Here is a 16,521-nt window from a genome sequence, read left to right on the forward strand (position 1 = left end):
GGAAGACTCACGGCTGACGGCTGACGGCTGACGGCTGACGGCTGACGGCTGACGGCTGACGGCTACCGGCTACCGGCTACCGGACTGATGGCTGACGCCCGACGGCCGTTGGCCGTCGGCTGACGCTGACGGCTCCGGAAAGGGGGACGCGAGGCGCCCCGCCTCCCCGCCATGCCGTCGATACGCTGCGTCCCCATGAATGCCAAGCAGACGAAGATCGCGGTGGTGACCGGGGCGGGCTCCGGCATCGGCCGCGCGGTGGCCGTCGAACTGCTGCGCGCCGGCTGGTCGGTGGCGCTGGCCGGACGCCGGACCGAGCCCCTGGAGGAGACGGCGGCCCTCGTCCCCGAGGCCCCCTCGGCGGCCGTACGGGCCGACGTCGCCCGCCCCGAGGAGGTCGCCGCCCTCTTCGCCTCCGTGCGCGAGCGCTTCGGACGGCTCGACCTGCTCTTCAACAACGCCGGGACGTTCGGTCCGGGCGGCGTCCCGGTCGAGGAACTGCCGTACGAGGCCTGGCGGCACGTCGTGGACACCAACCTCAACGGCGCTTTCCTGTGCGCGCAGGCCGCGTTCCGGCAGATGAAGGAGCAGGACCCGCAGGGCGGCCGGATCATCAACAACGGCTCGATCTCGGCGCACGCGCCGCGTCCGCGGTCGATCGCGTACACGGCGACCAAGCACGCGGTGACGGGCCTGACCAAGTCGCTGTCCCTGGACGGGCGCGCGTACCGGATCGCGTGCGGTCAGATCGACATCGGCAACGCCGCGACCGACATGACCTCCGGCATGCGCACGGGAACGCCGCAGGCGAACGGGGAACTGGCGGTCGAGCCGGTGATGGACGCGGCGGACGTGGCCCGCACCGTGCGGCACATGGCGGAGCTGCCGCTGGCGGCGAACGTGCAGTTCGCGACGGTGATGGCCACCGCGATGCCCTATGTGGGGCGCGGCTAGGGGACGTCCGCGCCTTTGGTCGACGTCTCAACTTGCACAAACGGAAGCTGAACCTCCGCACTATAAGGCCCGGTAGCGGGCTTATGCTCGTGTCGCCTCCACGAGAGCTTCACACTCGGAGTGGAGGACTTCGGTACGACCACGGTCCACACCGAGGGGGGAGGTGGCAGCCGTTCCGCGGCCCCGCTGGGGGGCGGACCTCGCGCGGGACCGCGAGGTGGGCCATGGGACGGCTGCCTCCGCATCATTTCGACGACGGCCCCGGCACCGTCAGGGCCGACGACGAGCGCCGGAATCTCCCGGGTCCGAAGTCCCCAGGTCGGAGGTCCCCGACGCCGGGGCCCCGCCGGCCGCCACCGCGCGCCGCCGCCTGTGCCACGCGACCGCGCCGCCCGCGAGCAGCGCGACCGCTCCCCCGGCCCCGCCGACCAGCCCCCACGACGAACTGCTCGTCTCCGCCCGGGCGGGCGCCCCGGCGGCGGCCTTCGGGGCCTTCCTGGTGGGCGTCGCCCTGGCGCCGCCCTCGCTGAGCGGGGCGACCAGCGTGCCCACCGGACGCGCGTTCGCGCCCTGCCGGAACCCCCAGTCGAGCAGCGCCGCCGTCTCCTCGTAGACGCCGCTGCCGCCGCTCTTCGGGTGCATCACCGTGACCAGGAGGGTCCGGCCGCCGCGGGTCGCGGCGCCGGTGAAGGTGTTGCCGGCGTTGCTGGTGTAGCCGTTCTTGACGCCGATGAGACCGTCGTACGTCGGCACGCCCCACGCGCCGGTCAGCAGACGGTCCGTGTTCTGTATCTGGAAGGTCTTCTTGCCGCCCGCCGGGAAGTCCGCGGTCCTCGTCGAGCAGTAGGCGCGGAAGTCGGCGTCGGCGAGGCCGTGCCGGGCGAAGAGCGTCAGGTCGTACGCGGAGGACACCTGGCCCTTGTGGTCGAACCCGTCGGGGCTGACCACGTGTGTGTCCAGGGCCTGCAGGTCCTCGGCCCTGGCCTGCATCTGCGCGACCGTGGTGTCCACGCCGCCGTTCATGTGGCTGAGCACGTGCACCGCGTCGTTTCCGGAGCGCAGGAAGACGCCGAGCCACAACTGCTCGACGGTGTAGGTGATTCCGGGCTTGACGCCGACCAGGCTGGAGCCGGCGGGAATCCCGGCGAGGTCGGCGTCGGTGACCCGGTGGCGCTCGGTGCGTTCGAACTTCTGCAGCACGGTGTCCGCGAAGAGCATCTTCAGCGTGGAGGCGGGCGCCAGCAGCCGGTGCGCGTTGTACGACGCGAGCACCTCGCCGCTGACGTGGTCGGCGACGAGCCAGGAGCGGGCGGTGAGCCGCTTGGGCAGTCCCGAGGCCCCGCGCACCTGGACGCCGCCGCGGCCCAGCAGTTCACCACCGATCGTGGCGGCGCGGGCGGCGGACGGCGTGACAGCGGGCGTGGCGGAGGGGCTGGCGGCCGCCGGGGACGCCGCGGCCAGCGGGACGGCCGCTGCGAGGCCGAGCGCGGCACGGCGGGACAGCACGGCGGCACGCGGGGGAAGCGGAGAGGAATCGCGCATCTCGGGACCGTACAAAGCCGGTCCGCGGCACCGTACGGCGGGGTCGCACAAGAAAGGCACAGCGTGTCCACAGGCGTGGCGGGACGGCGGCCCGTGCGCCGCACCGGCTGTCGTGTGCCACCGACACCCCACCCAACAGGGGTTTCCTGGCAATGACCCCTCCGGACCCTGGGAATCAGCTGTCTTACGCGATATTGATTCCGCAGCCGGCTTTCTCAGCTCTCGCACACCTCCCGCTCAGCCCCGCTCAAAGGTTTCTCCATAGCTTGTGGCCGCGCCCACAGCGGGCGCCGAGAACCTTTGGGGAACGGGATGTTTGGCATCTATCTCAAGCGTGAGCTGAGCCGGCGCAAGAAGGCGGCCCTGGTGATCGCCATGGGTCTGGCGCTCGGAATCGCGCTGGTCATCACCGTCGACTCGGTGTCGGCCGGCATGCAGCAGGCCCAGGGCAAGGTCCTGAAATCGCTGTACGGGCTCGGCACCGACATGACCGTCACGAAGGCCCGTCCGGCGGCCACGGGCAGCTCCTCCGGACGGCCGAAGTTCGATTTCGACGCCAAGTCCGACAGCAGCACGACACAGAGCTCGGACCGGGTGATGACGCAGGGCGGGCAGTCCCTGAAGTCCTCGCTCGTCACCCAGGTCGCCGCGCAGAAGGGCGTGTCGAGCGCGGTGGGCGCGCTCAGCCTGAACGTCACCAAGGTCGACGGCTCCTTCACCCGGGGCACGGCGAAGTCCTCCACCTCCTCGGGGTCCGCGGGCTCCTCCGGGTCGCAGCAGGGCGGCCCCGGCGGCGGCACGGGCCAGCCGCAGGTGCAGGGCGGCGGCGCGTCCTTCGACGTGAACTCGTACTCCGTCGCGGGCGTCGACGTCACCCACCAGGACCTCGGCCCGCTCGCCACCTCGAAGATCACCACGGGCCGGACCTTCACCGCGGCCCAGACCGACGCGAAGGTCGCGGTGCTCAGCGCGTCGTACGCCAAGGAGAACAAGAAGACGGTCGGGGGGACCCTCACGATCTCCGGCACCAAGTACACGGTCATCGGGATCGCGACGCCGGACAGCGGCGAGTCGACGACCGACGTCTACCTGCCGCTGAAGCAGGCGCAGACACTGGGCGACTCGAAGGACGAGGTCACCACGATCTACGTCAAGGCGACCGACTCGCAGCAGATCGACACCGTCAAGGCGACCATCCGGAAGAACATCTCGGGGACGACGGTCACCACCTCCGCGGACCTCGCGTCCACCGTCTCCGGCTCCCTGTCGACCGCCTCGAACCTGGCGACCAGCGTCGGCAAGTGGCTGTCCGTCGCGGTGCTCGTGGCCGCGTTCCTGGTGGCGGCGCTGCTGACCTCCTCGGCCGTGTCCCGCCGGGTGCGCGAGTTCGGCACGCTCAAGGCGCTCGGCTGGCCGTCCCGCAGGGTCACCCGCCAGGTCGTCGGTGAGTCCGTCGTGAACGGTCTGCTCGGCGGCGCGCTCGGCATCGCCCTCGGCCTCGGCGCGGCGTACGCGGTGACGGCGATCAGCCCGAAGCTGACCGCGGAGCTCGGTGCCACCGGCGGTGGCGGCGCGGGCGGTGGCGGTATGGGCGGTGGCCCCGGTGGTGGCGGGCCCGGCCGGCAGGCGGTCAAGAACACCATGGAGATCGCGCTCTCCGCGCCGGTGTCGGTGACCACCATCGCGCTCGCGGCGGGACTGGCCATCGCGGGCGGCCTCGTCGCCGGCGCGATGGGCGGCTGGCGCGCCTCCCGGATGCGCCCCGCGGACGCGCTGCGCAGCGTCGCGTAACCCCTCCCCCTGGGCGAAGGACACCCGAGCCGGGGCGCCGCCTCCACTTCGCCCCCGACCATGGCGCCCCACCCCTTTCATCTTCGGAGAACCTCATGTACAAGCTCACCGGCGTCACCAAGCGCTACACGCGGGGCAAGGAGACGGTGGAGGCGCTGCGCGGCGTCGACCTCGCCATCGAGGACGGCGACCAGCTCGTCATCCAGGGCCCCACCGGCGGCGGCAAGTCGACCCTGCTCCAGATGATCGGCGGCCTGGACCGCCCGTCCTCCGGCAGCGTCGAACTGGACGGCGTCGACCTCGCCTCCGTCGGCGAGGCCGGACTGACCCGGCTGCGCGCCGAGAAGATCGGCATCATCTTCCAGTCGTTCAACCTCATCCCGACGCTGACCGCGCAGGAGAACGTCGAGACCGCGCTCGTACCGCTCGGGGTGAAGCCCGCGGAGCGACGCGAGCGCGCCGCCGAGGCGCTGCGCTCGGTCGGTCTGGGCGAGCGCCTGACGCACGCGCCGTCCGAACTCTCCGGCGGCCAGCAGCAGCGTGTCGCCATCGCGCGTGCCCTGGTCAAGAAACCGAAGGTGCTCCTCGCGGACGAGCCGACCGGCAACCTGGACGAGGGCACCCGTGACGACATCATGGGGTTGCTGGAGGGGTTGTGGCACGAGTACGGGCTGACCTTCGTCCTGGTCACCCACGACTCGTCGATCGCCCGCCGGGCGCCGCGTCTCGCCACCATCAGGGCGGGGCGGATCACGCTGACCGAGCGGGGCGGCAGCGGCACGCGGCGCGCCGAGCCCCGGCACTCCGTCGGCTGAGGGGGCGGCGGACGGCGGTGAGGGGCGGCGGGAGCGGGCGGGAGCGGCGTTCGGCACGCGAGCCGGGGGAAGGGGCCGGAGATCCGGCCCCTTCCCCCGTTCTCCGTACGGGCGTTACGGGTGTCACAGGTGTTACGTGCGCTGCGGCTGCTACGGGTCCTACGCCTGGCCCGTCTCGAAGCGGGTGATCCTGCCGCCGTCGACAGTGAAGCTCCACCGCGTCTTCATCTCGCCCCAGGTGTCGTTGCTGTAGCGGACGACGAGGGCGTGGCCGCCCCGGGACTCGTTGTCGACGTCCATGTGGCCGTGGGAGGAGAAGATCTCCTGCTCGGTCCAGTCGGCGAGGTCCCGGTCGGAGCCGTCGTCGGACATGGTCGCACCGGGCGCGAGGACGGCCTCGAACGCCTCTCGGTCGTGGGCGTTCACAGCGGTGACGAAGGCCCGCACGGCCGGGTCGCTGAGTCTGGCTACCTGAATCGTCATGGCAGTCAGCGTCACACCGCTCCCGCCGGCCCGCCACCCGTCCCACCGCGCGGCCGGCCCCGGTCGACCGCACGAACAGCCCCCGGACAGCCACCCGAACAGCCGCGCGCGCCGGGTGCGGGACGGCGGCACGGGCGACGGTGGACGAAGGCCGGCGGAGGAAGCACGCCGTCATCACGCGAGCCCGGTTGGGAGCCACCGTGACCTGTTTCGACCGTAGAGACCTCGGACTGCTGCTGCTCCGTCTGGGCACGGGCGGCGTGCTGGCCGCGCACGGGGCGCAGAAGCTGTTCGGCTGGTTCGGCGGGGGCGGGCTCTCCGGGACGGGAATGGCCATGGCGGCGATGGGTTACGTGCCCGGGAAGCGGAGCGCGCTCGCGGCGGGCCTCGCCGAGGCGGGCGGCGGCACACTGCTCGCGCTGGGCCTCGCGACACCCGCGGCCGGTGCCTCCGCGGCCGGTGCGATGACGGGCGCGACCGCGGTGCACCGGCCGCACGGGTTCTTCGCCCAGGAGGGCGGCTACGAGTACGCGGCCTCGCTGGGCCTGACGGCGGCGGGCCTCGCCGTGACGGGCCCCGGCCGGATCTCGCTGGACCATCTGCTCGGCCACACCGTGAACCGGGGCTGGATGATCCCCGCAGCGCTGGGGGTGACGGCCGCGGCCACGCTGGCCGTGGTGGGCGCGCGTAACAACCGGGTGCGGCGGGCCGCCGAGGGTGAACAGCCCACGCTGTTCGACGAGTAGGAACGGTTCCACGGCTCTCCCGGGCGACGGGTCCACGAACAGGCGTCGGGAGCACCGCCCCTGGGGAGGCTGGTCCCATGGCTGATGAAGACGTCTGGGACTCGATCGACCGCCTGCACGACTGGCTCGACGCCGACCGGTCGCGAGAGGGTCACCCGCACGACGACCGGACGCACGTAGACCGGGCGCACGACGGCCGTGAGGAGCTGCTCCTGCGCATCCTGAAGCTGTCGGAGGAGGTCGGCGAGGTGGCCCGGGCGGTGATCGGCGCGACCGGTCAGAACCCGCGCAAGGGCACCACGCACACGTGGGACGACGTACGGGCCGAGCTCTGCGACGTCGTGATCACGGGCCTGGTCGCTCTGCGCACCCTGGGGCCGGACGCGCGCGAGGTGTTCACGGCCCACCTGGCGGGCGTCACGGACCGGTCGCTGGGGACGGACCGCGGCTCCGGGTGAACTGCCGCCGGTGCCACGGGAGTCCTCCGGGCGACCGGGTTCGCGGTCGGAGGCCGGGACGTACCGCGCGGGGGGCTCCGTACCGTCGTACCGCCGTCTGAGAGGGTGACCGTATGCGCCTCATTCTCGTCCGCCACGGACAGACACCGTCCAATGTGGAGTTCCTGCTGGACACCGCCACGCCGGGGCCGGGGCTCACGGCCCTCGGGGAGAAACAGGCCGCCGCGCTGCCCCAGGCCCTGGCGGACGAGAAGATCGACGCGCTGTACGCCTCCACGCTGACCCGCGCCCAGCTGACCGCCGCTCCGCTGGCGGCCGCGCGCGGGCTGGAGGTGCGCGTCCGGGAGGGTATCCGCGAGCTGTCCGCCGGGGACCTGGAGATGCTGCGCGGGGACACCAAGGAGGCGCGGGCGTACCTCACGACGGCGTTCGCCTGGGCATCCGGGGAGACCGCGCTGCGGATGCCGGGCGGGGAGAGCGGCACGGAGGCACTGGGCCGGTTCGACGCGGTGGTCGCGGAGGCGGCGGAGAGCGCGGCGGGCGCCGTCGCGATGGTCAGTCACGGCGCCGCGATCCGGGTGTGGACGGCGGCACGCGCGCGCAACGTCGAGGTGTCCTTCGCGACCGGCCACCGGCTGGACAACACGGACGTGGTGATCCTGGAGGGTTCCCCGGAGGACGGCTGGACGGCCGTGTCCTGGGCGGGCACACCGCTGGACGAAGCGGCTTCCGGCCGGGAGAGCGGGCCCACGGGACAGCCGCTGGGTCCCGCCGGGGAGTCGGCGGTTCCGAACGAGTAGGCCGCCGGCGCTCGCGGGCTGCCGCCCGGCGGAGGGACGACGGCCTCCTGCCGGCCGCCGCCTCCCCGTCCGGCGCCCGCGGGCTGCCGCTGGGCCGGCCTGTCCGCTCCCCCCGGGAATTCCTGCCCGGCCCATCGGGTCATCGGGTCCCCGCCCGGGTCACCCCAGCCAGCGGGTCACCCGGTCGCCGGGTCACCGCGGAGACCTCACCCCGGCGGCATGTTGTACGGCGTGACCACCTGGATCGCCGACGGGAGGAGCGGGCCCTCGTCCGGGAGTGCCTGGTGGGCCCGCATGATGGTCTGGCAGGCGCGGCGCATGTCCTGGCGCAGGTCGTGATGGAGCACCGCGGACAGCCGCCGCTCCCCCAGGAGCCGGGTGTTGTCGTGGTCCAGGTCGTGCGCGACGAAGGCCAGCAGGTCCCGGCCGAGCGTGTCGAAGGCCTCGATGGTCGCGGTGTTCCCGCCGCCGATGGAGTAGACGGCGTTGATCTCCGGGTCCCGCTCCAGGGCCTCGCGGACGAGTTCCCGCTGGGTGGAGTCGAGCCCGTCGCTGTCGGTGACCTCGACCAGCCGGCGTTCCGGCCGCGCGGCGCGCATCTCGCTGCGGAAGCCCATCTCGCGCTCCTCCTCGTTGCGGAAGGAGCCCCGGCTGATGGTGACGAGCACATGGCCGGGACCGTCGCCGAGCCACTGCCGGACCAGGTAGGCGGCGGTCGCTCCGGCGGCCCGGTTGTCGATGCCGACGTACGCCCTGCGCGGGCTGCTGGGCAGGTCCGTCACGAGCGTGACCACGGGGATGCCGGCCGCCACCAGCCGTCCGACCGCGGTGGTGACCTCGGGCACGTCGGGCGCCTTGAGGATCACTCCCTGCGAGCCGCGCGCGGCGATCCTGTCCAGGTCCTTCACCAGCTCCGCGGCGGGGTCCGTCTCACGGAAGTGGAAGCGTGAGCGCACGATCGCCGGGTGCAGGGACGGCAGTTCGGCCTCCAGGGCGTCGCGCACCGCGGACGAGAACCGCTCGGGTGTCTGCATCACGATGTCGATCATGAAGGTGCGCCCGCCGATACGGACCTGGGTGCGCTGGCGGTCCAGGTCCTCGATGGCCTGCCGGACCTCCCGGGCCGTGCTCTCGCGGACGCCGCCCCGGTGGTTGAGGACCCGGTCGACCGTCGCCTCGCTCAGTCCGGCCTGACGGGCGATCTCACGGATCGTATAGGGGTGTCCCATGGCTGTTCCCGGGGTCGGTGATGGGTTTTTGATGGGTTTCTGCTCATTGAATGATGGGCTCGGGTTCATAAGACTGACGGAAACGGCCGCGCGGCGAAAGGACCCTGCATGGCTTCCCGGAATGCGGGACCTCGGATGTGGCTGAGCGGGGAGACGGACTGCGACCTCGACGCCTTGCGCGCGCTGGTCGCCGAGCGCACCGATCCGCGCGACTACCCGCACGCCGCCGAAGTCGAGCGCAACGTCCCGCTCTACGACAGCGACCGTGTCCGGGCGGCCGACCCGACGGCACTGCGGACCGAGTGGGTGCGCGCGCTGCTGGACGGGCCCGGCATCGTGGTGCTCCGGGGCGCGTTCGCGGACCTGGACGTGGTGGACCGGGCCTCGGACGTCTTCCGCGCGCTGATCGAGCGGGAGCGGGCGAGCGGCACGGCCCGCGGCGACCACTTCGCGAAGCCCGGCGCCAACGACCGGGTGTGGAGCGCCCTGGACAAGACGGCCCTGCACGCTCCCGACGTCTTCGCCGACTACTACGCCAACGACATGCTGGCCCTGGTCTGCGAGGCCTGGCTCGGCCCCGGCTACCAGGTCACCTCCCAGATCAACGTGGTCAACCCGGGCGGCGCGGCGCAGAGCGTGCACCGGGACTACCACCTCGGTTTCCTCTCCGACGAACGGGCGGCCCGCTATCCGGCGCACGTCCACCGGCTCTCCCCCGTGCTCACCCTGCAGGGCGCGGTGGCGCACTGCGACATGCCCGTGGAGTCCGGCCCGACGCTCTACCTGCCGCACTCGCAGAAGTACGAGCCCGGCTATCTGGCCTGGCGGCGCCCGGAGTTCATCGCGTACTTCGAGGAGCACCACGTGCAACTGCCGCTGGCCAAGGGGGACGCGGTCTTCTTCAACCCCGCGCTCTTCCACGCGGCGGGCCACAACCGCACGACGGACGTCAGGCGGATGGCGAACCTGCTGCAGATCTCCTCCGCGTTCGGCCGGGCGATGGAGACGGTGGACCGGGAGGCGATGGTGAACGCGCTGTTCCCGGTGCTGCTGCGGCGCCGGGGCGAGGGTGTCGGCGAGGCGTGGCTGCGCCGGGTGGTGGCGGCCTCCGCGGAGGGCTACCCGTTCCCCACGGACCTCGATCTGGACCCGCCCCTGGAGGGGCTCGCCCCGCCGTCCCAGGCCGACACGGTGTGGCGGGCCGTGGCGGAGGAGTGGGACCCCCCGCGGCTGCGCCGGGAACTGCGGGCCGGCGCCGAGCGCCGCCGCACCTGAGTACTCACGTCAGGGGAGAACCGATGGGACCACTTCTCGAGGACAGGGTCGTCCTCGTCAACGGCGGCAGTCAGGGCGTCGGCGCGGGCGTCGTACGGGCGGCCGTACGCGAGGGCGCGACCGTCGCGTTCACCGGGCGCCGCGCCGAACTCGGTGAGCGGTTCGCCGCGGAGACCGGCGCCACCTTCGTACGGGCCGATCTGGCCGATCCCGCGCAGGCGCACGCCGGTGTCGAGCGCGTCGTGGCGGCGCACGGGCGGCTCGACTGCCTCGTCAACGCGGCCGGGCTGACCTCGCGCGGCACCCTCCTCGACACCACACCCGAACTCTTCGACGCGCACATCGCGGTCAACCTGCGGGCGCCGTTCTTCGCGATGCAGGCTGCGGTCCGGCACCTGGTGGACCGCGGGGCGCCGGGCACCGTCGTCAACATCATCACCTCCTCCGCGCACGGCGGACAGCCCTTCCTCGCCCCGTACGTGGCCGCCAAGGCCGGGCTGGCCGGCCTCACCCGCAACGCCGCGCACGCCCACCGCTGGGACCGGATCCGGATCAACGGCCTGAACATCGGCTGGACGGACACCGAGGGCGAGGACGAGATCCAGCGCGCCTTCCACGGCGCGGGCGACGACTGGCGGGAGGAAGCGGCGAGGAGCCGCCCGATGGGCAGGCTCGGCCAGGTCGACGAGATCGCCGACTTCGTCGTCTTCCTGCTCTCCGACCGCAGCGGTGTGGTCACCGGTTCGGTCGTCGACTGGGACCAGACCGTTCTCGGCGGACTGGACTGAAATGCGGCCCCGCTTCCGCCCCACGGGGCTGCGCACCGGGCCGACGGTTATGAATTTTGGGCTTTAGGAGCAACTTCTCATGCGTATAGGCATCTTGGGACTGGGCCGGATCGGCGCCTTCCACACCGCGACGCTCGCCGGGCTCGACGCGGTGGACTCGCTGGTGGTCACCGACCCGGTGGCCGCGGCGGCCGCGGCGGCGGTCGAGCGCTTCGGGGCGACGGCGGTGGACTCGCCCGAGGCGGTGCTCGCCGCCGGGGTCGACGGCATCGTGGTGGCGGCGGCCACCGACGCGCACCCCGCGCTGATCCTGGCCGCGGTCGAGGCGGGCATCCCCGTCTTCTGCGAGAAGCCGGTGGCACGGACGGTCGAGGAGAGCGTCGCCGTGCTGCGCGCGGTCCAGGACAGCGGCGTCGAGGTGCACATCGGCTACAACCGGCGGTTCGACGCGGGCTGCGTGGCCGCGCGCAAGGCCGTGGTGAGCGGCGAACTCGGCAAACTGCACACCGTACGGTCCACGACCTTGGACCCGGCGCCGCCGCCGGCCGCGTACGTGGCGGTCTCCGGCGGCATCTTCCGCGACTGCGCCGTGCACGACTTCGACATCGTGCGCTGGGTCACCGGCCGCGAGGTGGTCGAGGTGTACGCGGCCGGCGGCAACCGGGGGGCCGAGTACATCGCCGAGGCGGGCGACGTCGACACCGCGTCCGCGATTCTCACCCTCGACGACGGCACCCTCGCGCTGGTCTCCAACTCCCGCCACAACGCGCGCGGTTACGACGTCCGCCTGGAACTGCACGGCATGCGCGACAGCATCGCCGTGGGCCTGGACGACAAACTCCCCCTGCGCTCCGTGGAACCCGGGGCCACCTTCCCCGCCGGCGTCCCGCACGACTTCTTCATGGACCGCTTCGCCCCCGCCTACCGGGCCGAACTGACCGCCTTCACCGAGGTCGTCGCGGGCCGCGCCACCTCACCGTGCACGGTCGCCGACGCGATCGAGGCGAGCTGGATCGCGGAGGCGTGCGCGCTGTCACTGGCGGAGCGGCGGGCGGTGCGGGTGGAAGAGGTGCGACGGGGCTGAGCCGGTCCGGCGGGGTGCGGCCGGCCCGCCGGGTCAGCGGGGCAGGCGGCCGCCCTTGACCGCGGCGACGAACGAGGCCCAGCCGCCGGCGGGGAACACGAGCACCGGCCCGTGCGGGACCTTGCTGTCCCGCACGGGGATGCCTGCGGTGAGGTCGTCGGAGACCTCGAGGCAGGCGCCGCCGTCCGAGTTGCTGTACGAGCTCTTACGCCACGTCACGACGCTCAGGTCGATGGATCGCACGGCACTTCCTCCAACATGCGCAGGACGAACTTCCGCGACTCGGCCGGAGACAGCGCCAGGTCACGCACTGCATCGTAGGCACCTTGCAGCTTCTCGACCGCCGCGCTGTCCTCGATCAGGTCCCCACGGTGCGCGTTCTCCGTGTATGCCACCGTACGTCCCTGTGACAGACGCAGGAACCAGACGTCGGTGCTGTCAAGCCCGTAGGGACCGGCGCTGAACGGCAGCACCTGAACGGCGATGTTCCGGCGCCGCGCCATCTCAGCCAGGTACTCCAACTGCCCCCGCCACTCAGGCATGTCCAGTAACGCCGTCCGCAAGACGGCCTCGGAAAGGATGGTCCGGAAGCGGGGCGCATCCTCCCCTTCCAACAACTCCCGCCGCCCCATGCGCGCCTCGACCTGCTGCTCGAGTTCCTTCCCCTTGAGCCCGCCCGCCGCCAGCACCTCTCGCGCGTACCCCGGTGTCTGCAACAACCCCGGCAACACGCTCACCGCGAAGTGCCACAGGCTCACCGCCTCCGCCTCCAGCGCCATGTACCGCCGGTACCGCTCGCGGAACTGCGTATGGTCCCCGGCGGCCAGCTCCCACAGCGCGAGCAACAGCCCCGGGGTCCCGTAGTGCTGGTCGAGTGCCTGGACGACCTCCGGGCTGCCGAGCGTCTCGCCCTTCTCCATCTTGCCGAACAACGACCAGTCCCAGCCGAGCCGTTCGCCGAGCGCCCGCAGGCTCGTCCCGCTCCCGGCCCGCAGGGTCCGCAGCTCCTCCGCGAACCGCTGACGGGGCTCCTGGCTGCGGCCGGTGATGACGCGGCGCTGCGGCATACCGCTCCCTTCGGGACGTTCGCGCGAGCGATGTGGAACGTGTGGAACCACCTTCGTACGACGGGGAAGCACGGCCCCGTCCACAACGTGGTCGCCCACGACCGGGTGCATTCTCGTAACTCCCGGACTACGCAGCGTAATACGCCCAGCGCAGCCCGGGTCATGGAATGGGTCATGGAACCCGCAGCACCGGACCGACAAGGACGCTGATGCCCCGCACGCCCAAGACCCAGGAAGCCCTGGACGCCCGAGACACCCTCGCCTCCGCCCTCAGCCGGGCCGGCATCCAGCTCCCCGCGATGGACGTCCGCACCCCCTGGGCGGACGACGGCGAAGTCCGCTACGCGCTCGTGCACCTCGGCGTGTGCTCCGCGCCCGTGGCTCTGATGCTCGCGGACGTGATCCTCAGGGGGATCGCCGCATGACGGAGAACGCGGCGCCCGGCGTCGGAGTGGCCGTCCACGACACGGTCCGCGACCGCGACGGACGCGTCATGGGCCACGAAGGCCCGTACCTCCAGGTCCGCCCGCTCGGCGGCGGCGTCGAATGGGACGCCGACCCGGACCACCTCAGGCCCCTGAGCCAGGACGAACTGCTGAGCGCCCTGGTCTCCGAGGCGAACGCCCGCAGCCGACGATCCGGCTGACGTTCCGTCGGCCGAGGGGACGATCCGCTCGGAGCGTGCCGGCGGCGGAGAGGCCGTTGGGGCCGCTCCTACGACGGAGGTGTCGTGCCAGCTAGTCACGCGAAGATCCGCCACCCGCGAGAGGAGCCGGTTATTACCTTCACTATGAAACCTTTGCCGTGCGATGGGCACTTCGGACGCACCCCGAGCACCACGAGTACGTGACAGGGCGGAGGGACTTCCAGGGGACTCTTCGCCGACCTACGCGGCAAGCCCCCGAGAGCTCGGAAAGGGCCTGCGACACAGGTCGGAGGCCCTTTCCAAGGCAAAGCCGCAAGTGGCGGCAGACGAGTCGGGCTGTACGCCGGGTTCTGTCGCCCGGTCGCCTCGCGGCGGCCGGGGAGACGGCCATCCATCTAGGGCCGGTGTTGCCACCGGCCTCGTGCGGTCTACCCGCGGACTCGGGCGAGCAGCCCTCGAACGTCCGCGCAGAGCACGTTTTACGGCGCTCCTTTTGACCTTGCTCCGGGTGGGGTTTACCTAGCCGCCTGAGTCACCTCAGGCGCTGGTGGTCTCTTACACCACCGTTTCACCCTTACCGGGGACCGAAGTCCCCGGCGGTCTGTTTTCTGTGGCACTGTCCCGCGGGTCACCCCGGGTGGCCGTTAGCCACCACCCTGCCCTGTGGAGCCCGGACGTTCCTCGGGAAGGTCCGCAAGGACCTCCACGCGGCCGTCCGCCCGGCTCGTCTGCCGTGTGGACCATGCTACCGGGCGCGCGGCCCGCTTCGGTCCGGCCGTCGCCGTCGCCAGGACCGAGCCGGCCAGGATGAGGGCGAAGGCCGCGAGGGTGCCGGGGGTCAGGCGTTCCTCCAGGAAGAGGGCTCCGGCGGCGACGGCGATCGCCGGGTTGACGTACGTGATCACCGTGGCCCGCGTCGGGCCCGCCTCCTTGATGAGTTCCAGGAAGGCCACGAAGGCGACCGCGGTGCAGATGACGCCGAGGCCCGCGAGGGCGGTCAGGACCTGGGCCGAGGGGGCAGAGGAAGGCCAGGTGGCGGCAGCCGCGGGGGCGTAGACCAGGGCCGCCAGGGTCAGGCAGGGGGCCGTGAGGTGGAGTGAGGGGACGTCCTTGAGGTGGCGGGCGGCTATCACCGGCGCCGTCGCGTAGCCGACGACCGTCAGCAGCACCTCGGCGAGCGAGCGGGAGTCGCCGCCGGTCAGGTGCGGGATCGTGAGGACGGCGACGCCGGACAGCCCGAGTGCCAGCCCCGACATGCGGCGGGCGCCCAGGCGTTCGGTGTCGCCGAAGAGGCGGGCGGCGGCCACGCCGACGATCGGTACGCCCGCGATCAGCAGGCCCGCCGTGGAACTGGAGAGGTGACGCTCGGCGTCGGTGAGGGTCCACCAGGGAACGATGATCTCGATGCACGCGAAGGCCAGCATGGGGCGCCAGTGCGTCCGTACGCTCCGGGTCAGGCCGGTGAAGCCCCCTTGGCGCAGCGCGAACGGCAGCAGCAGCGCGGCGCCCACCGCACAGCGCGTGAACACCACCACGGACGGGGACACCCCCTCCACCGCCACTTTGATCATCAGGTAGGGGATGCCCCAGACCACTCCCATCAGGGAGAACAGGAACCAGCCGCGTGCAGTCATGCGGGCAGTGTGGGCCGAGTGAGGGGTCTTCGTCTTGAACGTCGTTGCGCCGCGATCGGCCCGACGCCCTGATGCCGCCCGGACTCGGACAAGCTACGACCGCACGCTCGCGCGGTACACCGCCGGGGTCACCCCCAGCACCCTGCGGAACCAGCGCGTCAGATGCGCCTGGTCCGCGAAGCCCACGAGGGAGGCGACCTCGGCCGGGCGCAGACCGCGCTCCAGCAGGCCGCGGGCCCGGTTCACCCGGTGCTGCGCCAGCCAGGCGTACGGGGGCATGCCCATCGTCGTACGGAAGGCGCGCAGCAGTTGGTAGCGGGACAGGCCCAGGTCGGCGGCGAGGTCCGCGAGGGAGGGCGGGGTGAGGAGTTCGTCGGCGAGGCGGTCGCGGACCGTGCGGGCGACGGTGCCCGCGCCCGGGATCGTGTCGCGGGCCGGGTGGGCCGTGGAGTGACGGCAGGCCAGGGCGGTGAGCAGCCAGGGGATGCGCGACTCGGCCTCCAGCGGGTCGGGGCAGACGCTCAGGTCGGTGTGCGCGGCGCGCAGGGCGGCGGCCAGTTCGGGGTCGTCGATGATGGGGTCGCGGAAGTGGGGGACGGTGCGGGTGCCTTCGGCGAGGAGGGCGGGCTGCGGGTACAGGGCGCGGTAGGCGTAGCCGTCGGGGATCGCGGGGCCGCCGGTGTGGGCCTCGCCGGGGGCGAGGACGACGATCGAGCCCGGGCCGGTGTGGATACGACTGCCTCGGTAGTCGATGAACTCGGCGCCGCCCACGCAGACGCCGACGGTGTACTCGTCGTGGGCGTGGGGGGCGTAGCGGTGGTTCTCGAAGCGGGCGGTGAGGAGGTCGAGGGGGTGGCCGTCCCGGCCGAGGGTGGCTCGGGTCCAGCGGGTCTCTTCACGTCCTGTGCGCATGTTTCTTCCCCCGGTTTCGTCAGGGAAGGGAACACCCGTGGGGGCTGTTCCATGCCCTGGCCTCCGGCTCGGGGCCGCCGTTCTTCGCCCCCGCCGCCCCTACCCGTCCCATCCTCAACCTGGGGCTCCGCCCCAGACCCCACCGGAGGCTCCGCCCCCGTACCCCCTGCGGGGCTCCGCCCCGGCACCCCGCCAAGGGGCTGCGCCCCCTGGACCCCCGCTTCGCCCGAAGGGCTCGTCCTCAAACGCCGGACGGGCTGGATATGCGGGCCCGGCCCGATTCGCTGATGCCCGGAC

17 protein-coding genes, 1 other RNA gene and 1 pseudogene are annotated in these 16,521 nt (G+C 72.4%); 11 read left to right on the forward strand and 8 right to left on the reverse strand.

What is annotated here, in order from left to right; all coding sequences use genetic code 11:
* Positions 1-195 precede the first annotated feature (195 nt).
* Positions 196-954, forward strand: coding sequence for an SDR family oxidoreductase (locus OHB41_RS15865; RefSeq protein ID WP_266698821.1), 759 nt, complete (start codon positions 196-198; stop codon positions 952-954).
* 270 nt (positions 955-1,224) lie between these two features.
* On the opposite strand, the gene OHB41_RS15870 is transcribed toward OHB41_RS15865, so the two are convergent.
* Positions 1,225-2,496 (reverse strand): D-alanyl-D-alanine carboxypeptidase family protein, encoded by a 1,272-nt coding sequence (locus tag OHB41_RS15870; protein ID WP_266698822.1) that lies wholly within the window; start codon positions 2,494-2,496, stop codon positions 1,225-1,227.
* A gap of 312 nt (positions 2,497-2,808) precedes the next feature.
* On the opposite strand from OHB41_RS15870, the gene OHB41_RS15875 reads away from it, so the two are divergent.
* Positions 2,809-4,287 (forward strand): ABC transporter permease, encoded by a 1,479-nt coding sequence (locus tag OHB41_RS15875; protein ID WP_266698823.1) that lies wholly within the window; start codon positions 2,809-2,811, stop codon positions 4,285-4,287.
* A 95-nt stretch (positions 4,288-4,382) separates the two neighbouring features.
* Entirely contained in the window at positions 4,383-5,102 is a 720-nt protein-coding gene (locus OHB41_RS15880; protein ID WP_266698825.1) for an ABC transporter ATP-binding protein, read from the forward strand.
* A gap of 159 nt (positions 5,103-5,261) precedes the next feature.
* On the opposite strand, the gene OHB41_RS15885 is transcribed toward OHB41_RS15880, so the two are convergent.
* Positions 5,262-5,585 (reverse strand): nuclear transport factor 2 family protein, encoded by a 324-nt coding sequence (locus OHB41_RS15885; RefSeq protein WP_266698827.1) that lies wholly within the window; start codon positions 5,583-5,585, stop codon positions 5,262-5,264.
* A gap of 200 nt (positions 5,586-5,785) precedes the next feature.
* Between OHB41_RS15885 and OHB41_RS15890 the strand changes: the two genes are divergently transcribed.
* The 3 genes from OHB41_RS15890 (at position 5,786) to OHB41_RS15900 (ending at position 7,589) form a co-directional block, all read left to right on the forward strand.
* Positions 5,786-6,331, forward strand: coding sequence for a DoxX family protein (locus OHB41_RS15890; RefSeq protein WP_266698829.1), 546 nt, complete (start codon positions 5,786-5,788; stop codon positions 6,329-6,331).
* Positions 6,332-6,408: 77 nt separating this feature from the next.
* Positions 6,409-6,789 carry a MazG-like family protein gene (locus OHB41_RS15895; protein ID WP_266698830.1) on the forward strand — a complete coding sequence of 127 codons (381 nt, stop codon included), beginning with the start codon at positions 6,409-6,411 and terminating at the stop codon, positions 6,787-6,789.
* 113 nt (positions 6,790-6,902) lie between these two features.
* Positions 6,903-7,589: a histidine phosphatase family protein gene (locus OHB41_RS15900; RefSeq protein WP_266698832.1), complete on the forward strand. Its 687-nt coding sequence runs from the start codon at positions 6,903-6,905 to the stop codon at positions 7,587-7,589.
* A gap of 206 nt (positions 7,590-7,795) precedes the next feature.
* On the opposite strand, the gene OHB41_RS15905 is transcribed toward OHB41_RS15900, so the two are convergent.
* Positions 7,796-8,818: a LacI family DNA-binding transcriptional regulator gene (locus OHB41_RS15905; protein WP_266698833.1), complete on the reverse strand. Its 1,023-nt coding sequence runs from the start codon at positions 8,816-8,818 to the stop codon at positions 7,796-7,798.
* Positions 8,819-8,926: 108 nt separating this feature from the next.
* Between OHB41_RS15905 and OHB41_RS15910 the strand changes: the two genes are divergently transcribed.
* The 3 genes from OHB41_RS15910 (at position 8,927) to OHB41_RS15920 (ending at position 11,965) form a co-directional block, all read left to right on the forward strand.
* On the forward strand, positions 8,927-10,093 hold the full coding sequence (locus OHB41_RS15910; protein ID WP_266698835.1) for a phytanoyl-CoA dioxygenase family protein: 1,167 nt from the start codon (positions 8,927-8,929) through the stop codon (positions 10,091-10,093).
* Positions 10,094-10,116: 23 nt separating this feature from the next.
* Entirely contained in the window at positions 10,117-10,881 is a 765-nt protein-coding gene (locus tag OHB41_RS15915) for an SDR family oxidoreductase (protein ID WP_266698837.1), read from the forward strand.
* A 79-nt stretch (positions 10,882-10,960) separates the two neighbouring features.
* Positions 10,961-11,965: a Gfo/Idh/MocA family protein gene (locus tag OHB41_RS15920; protein ID WP_266698839.1), complete on the forward strand. Its 1,005-nt coding sequence runs from the start codon at positions 10,961-10,963 to the stop codon at positions 11,963-11,965.
* A gap of 33 nt (positions 11,966-11,998) precedes the next feature.
* Here OHB41_RS15920 and OHB41_RS15925 read toward each other — a convergent pair whose 3' ends face one another.
* Together OHB41_RS15925 and OHB41_RS15930 are read right to left on the reverse strand one after the other, a co-directional pair.
* A complete protein-coding gene (locus tag OHB41_RS15925) occupies positions 11,999-12,208 on the reverse strand; it encodes a DUF397 domain-containing protein (RefSeq protein ID WP_266698840.1) in 210 nt (69 codons plus the stop codon).
* Positions 12,190-13,032 carry a helix-turn-helix domain-containing protein gene (locus OHB41_RS15930; RefSeq protein ID WP_266698841.1) on the reverse strand — a complete coding sequence of 281 codons (843 nt, stop codon included), beginning with the start codon at positions 13,030-13,032 and terminating at the stop codon, positions 12,190-12,192. The genes OHB41_RS15925 and OHB41_RS15930 overlap by 19 nt, the downstream gene beginning before the upstream one ends.
* A gap of 167 nt (positions 13,033-13,199) precedes the next feature.
* Here OHB41_RS15930 and OHB41_RS15935 point away from each other — a divergent pair, with 167 nt between their 5' ends.
* Together OHB41_RS15935 and OHB41_RS15940 are read left to right on the forward strand one after the other, a co-directional pair.
* Positions 13,200-13,457 carry a hypothetical protein gene (locus OHB41_RS15935; protein WP_526024916.1) on the forward strand — a complete coding sequence of 86 codons (258 nt, stop codon included), beginning with the start codon at positions 13,200-13,202 and terminating at the stop codon, positions 13,455-13,457.
* Positions 13,454-13,678 carry a hypothetical protein gene (locus OHB41_RS15940; protein ID WP_266698844.1) on the forward strand — a complete coding sequence of 75 codons (225 nt, stop codon included), beginning with the start codon at positions 13,454-13,456 and terminating at the stop codon, positions 13,676-13,678. The genes OHB41_RS15935 and OHB41_RS15940 overlap by 4 nt, the downstream gene beginning before the upstream one ends.
* 323 nt (positions 13,679-14,001) lie before the next feature.
* Here OHB41_RS15940 and rnpB read toward each other — a convergent pair.
* From rnpB to OHB41_RS15955, 3 genes and pseudogenes are all read right to left on the reverse strand, one after another.
* An RNA gene (gene rnpB / locus OHB41_RS15945) (RNase P RNA component class A) lies at positions 14,002-14,405 on the reverse strand.
* A 70-nt stretch (positions 14,406-14,475) separates the two neighbouring features.
* Positions 14,476-15,312, reverse strand: a pseudogene (locus OHB41_RS52330) (EamA family transporter); the annotation flags it as partial.
* 93 nt (positions 15,313-15,405) lie between these two features.
* Positions 15,406-16,224 carry an AraC family transcriptional regulator gene (locus tag OHB41_RS15955; RefSeq protein WP_266698847.1) on the reverse strand — a complete coding sequence of 273 codons (819 nt, stop codon included), beginning with the start codon at positions 16,222-16,224 and terminating at the stop codon, positions 15,406-15,408.
* Between the last annotated feature and the right edge of the window lie 297 nt (positions 16,225-16,521).

Origin of the sequence: Streptomyces sp. NBC_01571 (assembly GCF_026339875.1) — a bacterium.
GTDB lineage: Bacteria > Actinomycetota > Actinomycetes > Streptomycetales > Streptomycetaceae > Streptomyces.